At 63.5% G+C, this 3751-nt stretch carries 5 protein-coding genes and 1 pseudogene; 3 read left to right on the top strand and 3 right to left on the bottom strand.

The genetic code is table 11. The features are described 5' to 3' along the window. Positions 1-291: pseudogene (locus EOA38_RS30380) on the bottom strand (hypothetical protein); the annotation flags it as partial. A 152-nt stretch (positions 292-443) separates the two neighbouring features. On the opposite strand from EOA38_RS30380, the gene EOA38_RS30375 reads away from it, so the two are divergent. Beyond that, positions 444-896 (top strand): MaoC family dehydratase, encoded by a 453-nt coding sequence (locus tag EOA38_RS30375; protein WP_126093458.1) that lies wholly within the window; start codon positions 444-446, stop codon positions 894-896. After that, a complete protein-coding gene (locus EOA38_RS30370; RefSeq protein WP_126093457.1) occupies positions 896-1777 on the top strand; it encodes a CoA ester lyase in 882 nt (293 codons plus the stop codon). The genes EOA38_RS30375 and EOA38_RS30370 overlap by 1 nt, the downstream gene beginning before the upstream one ends. A gap of 12 nt (positions 1778-1789) precedes the next feature. Here the strand turns inward: EOA38_RS30370 and EOA38_RS30365 are convergent, their stop codons facing one another. Then, positions 1790-2464 carry an isoprenylcysteine carboxylmethyltransferase family protein gene (locus EOA38_RS30365; RefSeq protein ID WP_127300971.1) on the bottom strand — a complete coding sequence of 225 codons (675 nt, stop codon included), beginning with the start codon at positions 2462-2464 and terminating at the stop codon, positions 1790-1792. A gap of 141 nt (positions 2465-2605) precedes the next feature. Between EOA38_RS30365 and EOA38_RS30360 the strand changes: the two genes are divergently transcribed. Further along, positions 2606-3343 carry a TetR/AcrR family transcriptional regulator gene (locus EOA38_RS30360; protein ID WP_127300970.1) on the top strand — a complete coding sequence of 246 codons (738 nt, stop codon included), beginning with the start codon at positions 2606-2608 and terminating at the stop codon, positions 3341-3343. Here the strand turns inward: EOA38_RS30360 and EOA38_RS30355 are convergent. Further along, the coding region (locus tag EOA38_RS30355; RefSeq protein WP_145966130.1) for a flavin reductase family protein at positions 3297-3751 on the bottom strand (455 nt) is incomplete at its 5' end. The two genes, EOA38_RS30360 and EOA38_RS30355, sit on opposite strands and share 47 nt — an antisense overlap.

Raw genomic sequence — 3751 nt, 5'->3', positions numbered from 1 at the left:
AAGCAAAGGCGAACGCGCCAGCACCAGCGCCGCCACTTCCGGCTGGTCGGAGGCGAGTGCTGCGATCACCTGCGGCGGCGCGTGGTGGCTCATCGACAGCGCTTCGGCGAGCGCCTGGCGGACCTTGGCGGAGACATCGTCGAGCAGCAGTGTGAGCGCTGCCTCGGCCGCGCAGCGATCCTCGAACGGCAGGTCGGAATTGATATAGGCGCGGGCCAGCGCGCTCGCGGCTGCGGCGCGCTCGGAAACCCGCGCCGTATCGATCCATTTCAGAAAATGCGAAACAATCATGCCGACCAGCTACGCCCTTGCCGGAACGTTCCCGGCCCCGCTGGGAACGTTAGGCTGGAAATGGTTTACGAACGGTTCACCATGTTTCTTAACCGGCTTGATGGAGCCGCGACCAACGCCTATCAAGCAAGGATAAGCAGAGGAGATCGACAATGGCCGGGCTTTATCTGGAGGAGTTCGTCGTCGGCCATGTCTTCCGGCACACGCTGCGCAAGACAGTCACCGAAAGCGACAACATGCTGTTTTCGGTGATGACGCTGAACCCGCAGCCCCTGCATATCGATTTCGACTTCGCCGCCAAAAGCGAATGGGGCAAGCCGCTGGTCAATTCGCTGTTCACGCTCGGCCTGATGATCGGCATCTCGGTGAACGACATCACCGTCGGCACCACCGTCGCCAATCTCGGTATGAAGGAAACGGTGTTTCCGCATCCGGTTTTCCACGGCGACACGATCCGGGTCGAGACCACGGTCGTTTCGGTGCGCGGCTCGAAATCGAAGCCCGATCGCGGCATCGTCGAGTTCGAGCATCGCGCCTACAATCAGGCTGACGTTCTCGTCGCCAAATGTACGAGGCAGGCGATGATGATGAAGAAGGCAGCCTGATGCGCTCGCTGCTCTTCGTGCCCGGCGATTCCGAGCGCAAGCTGGAAAAGGGCCTTGGCGCCGGCGCCGACGTGGTCATCGTCGATCTCGAGGATTCCGTCGCCGCCGCCAACAAGGCAGCGGCACGCGCGGTTGCGGCGAGCTTCATCGCTAGCCGCCGGCAGCACATCAACTCCGCCATCTATGTGCGCGTCAACGACCTCTCGACCGGTCTGACCGACGACGACCTCGCGGCACTTGTTCCCGTAAAACCCGACGGCATCATGCTGCCGAAGTCGAACAGCGGACAGGATGTCCAGCAACTCGCCGCCAAGCTTCGGGTGCACGAAGCCGAAAACGGGTTGCCGGACGGCGGCATAAAAATCTTGCCGATCATCACCGAAACGGCGGCCGGCGTGCTGGCGGCGGCGAGCTATGCCGGAGCAAGCGCAAGGCTTGCCGGCCTGACCTGGGGCGCTGAGGACTTGTCGGCGGCGATCGGCGCGCGCTCGGCGCGTGACGAGAGCGGCCGCTACACCGACGTCTTCCGCCTGGCGCGCACGATGACCATCCTGGCCGCCGGCGCGGCCGAGGTCGCGGCGATCGATACGGTCTTTCCGGATTTTCGCGACATGGCTGCCTTCGAAGCCGAATGCCGCGAGGCCGAGCGCGACGGTTTTGCCGGCAAGATGGCGATCCATCCGGCGCAGGTGCCCGTCATCAACGCCGCCTTCACGCCGTCGGCGGAGGCGGTCGAGCGATCGCAGGCGATCGTCGCTGCCTTCGCAGCGGCGGGAAATCCCGGCGTGGTCGGCATCGACGGCAAGATGTACGACCGGCCGCATCTCAGACTGGCCGAACGGCTGCTGGCCCGCGCCAGGGCGGCGGGAATATCCGGCTGAATCCGGAGTCCGCTACCAGACCAAAGGGATCAGCCGGTAGCGAACAGCCGCAGCATAGTCATCATAGCCGCGCAGGCCGGCGCGCAGCGCTTTTTCTTCGATGAAGGTGCGGATGGCGAGCAGCACGATGAAGACGAGCACCGATGCCAATCCCCACCAGGATCCGAGCAGCAGCGCGGTGCCGGCGAAATAGAGTATGGCGCCGGCATACATCGGGTGGCGGACGTAGCTGTAGGGGCCGGTGGTGATGACGCGTTGCCCGCGCTCGTCCTGGATCTTCACGACTGGCGCCGCGAAGCTGTTTTCGAGCATCGTCAGATAGCAGATGCAGATGCCGACGAGCAGGACCAGCGCGCCGATCGCTTGCACCCATATGGGAACCGCCGACCAGCCGAAACGGACATCGAACCCCATCAGCGCCAGCCAGCCGAAGATGCCGAGCAGCAATATGCTCAGCAATATCTTATCGGCCGCGGACTGGGTCTTCTGGATCGGAAGGCGGAGGCGCTCATTCATCAGACCCGGATCGCGCCGGGCGAGCGCCACACCCATGGTAAGGCTTAGGCCGACCATCACGACTATGTAGACCCAGGCTGCGGCCCAGTGCAGCGTACCTGCCGACCCAAACATCAGTGCGCCCATGACGCCGAACCACACGAATGTCTGGAGAACCAATTTCGCGATCATGACCAACCTTCCGTGACATGCCCGCCGCTATTGGCCATATTAGACCAGCGGTCTATTATACCGACCGATGGTCTATTCTCAAGTCTTATCGACGTTCAGGCATCTGGACGGGAACGGTCGCGACGTGCAGAAGGTTTCGCTATGCCACGCATCATCAAGCATCCGGAACTCAGGCGCGAAGAACTCCTGAACCATGCCCAGGCCCTGTTCCTGACGCATGGCTACGACAAGGCGAGCCTCAATGACGTGATTGCCGCCGCCGGCATCTCGAAAGGCGCCTTCTATCACTATTTCCCCTCCAAGGAGGCGCTGCTTGAAGCGCTGGCCGAGCGCTTCGCGAGACAGGCGCTGGCAGGTGTCCAGGACGTACTCGCCGACCCGGCGCTCGATCCGCTCGGGCGCCTCAATGCCCTGCTCGCAAAGTCGCGGCAGGCCAAGATCGAGACCGCGGCGGAAGCCTGGGCGCTTTTCGAGACGTTGTTCCGGCCTGAAAACCTGGTGCTGTTCCACCGCATCAATCTGGCGGCCAGCGCGTCCTTCTCGCCCGTGCTTGTCGAGATCATCCGGCAAGGCGTCGAGGACGGCACGTTCCGAACATTCGACCCGGAAGGCGTTGCCGACATCGTCATGCAGTTCGGCATGGCCACGCACGACGTCATCGCCAAGGCGTTCGCCAGCGGCAGCGATGCCGACTTGGAAATAGCGATCGAAGCCCTGGAGAGGCGCGTCAGGCTCTACGAGATCGCGCTCGATCGCATCCTCGGGCTGCCTGACGGCAGCATCCGCATCGGCGAACCGGGCTATGTGCGCGCCGTGATGACGGCAAGGCGCTCTAATCCTTCCCCCAGCGCGGCCGCCGCATCGAGAAAATCTCGTTGACGCTGGCATAGTCCATATAGCCGAGCCGGGCGACATTGCCGGCCCTGACGATGTCGAACAGGCCGTCCTTGAGATAGGCATCGTCGATATGGACGCCGACGACCTCGCCGGCGACGACGACGGCGCTGGTTTGCGTGCCGTCCAACGCCCGCGGACGAAGGATTTCCGTCACCTTGCATTCCAGAGCCGCCGGCGCTTCCGCCACACGCGGCGGCGCGACCAGGCGCGACGGCGCCATGGCGAGATCGGCGTACGCGAACTCGCTGACGCCGCGCGGCGCATCGACGGCCGTGCGGTTCATCTTCTCTGCCAGCTCACGGCTGACGAGATTGGCGACGAATTCGCCGGTCTCTTCAGCGAAGGTGGCGCTATCCTTCGCGCCTTCGGATGAGAACCAGACAATGAAGG

This window comes from Mesorhizobium sp. M1E.F.Ca.ET.041.01.1.1 (genome assembly GCF_003997355.1).
Taxonomy (GTDB): Bacteria; Pseudomonadota; Alphaproteobacteria; order Rhizobiales; family Rhizobiaceae; genus Mesorhizobium.
The sequence above is the reverse complement of the archived record's forward strand: the minus strand, read 5'-3'. Positions and strand labels throughout refer to the sequence as shown.

Bases quoted from the DNA above. Each gene is read 5' to 3' on its own strand.
- EOA38_RS30370 (WP_126093457.1), top strand. From the start codon at position 896: ATGCGCTCGCTGCTCTTCGTGCCCGGCGATTCCGAGCGCAAGCTGGAA.
- EOA38_RS30375 (WP_126093458.1), top strand. From the start codon at position 444: ATGGCCGGGCTTTATCTGGAGGAGTTCGTCGTCGGCCATGTCTTCCGG.
- EOA38_RS30360 (WP_127300970.1), top strand. From the start codon at position 2,606: ATGCCACGCATCATCAAGCATCCGGAACTCAGGCGCGAAGAACTCCTG.
- EOA38_RS30365 (WP_127300971.1), bottom strand. From the start codon at position 2,464: ATGATCGCGAAATTGGTTCTCCAGACATTCGTGTGGTTCGGCGTCATG.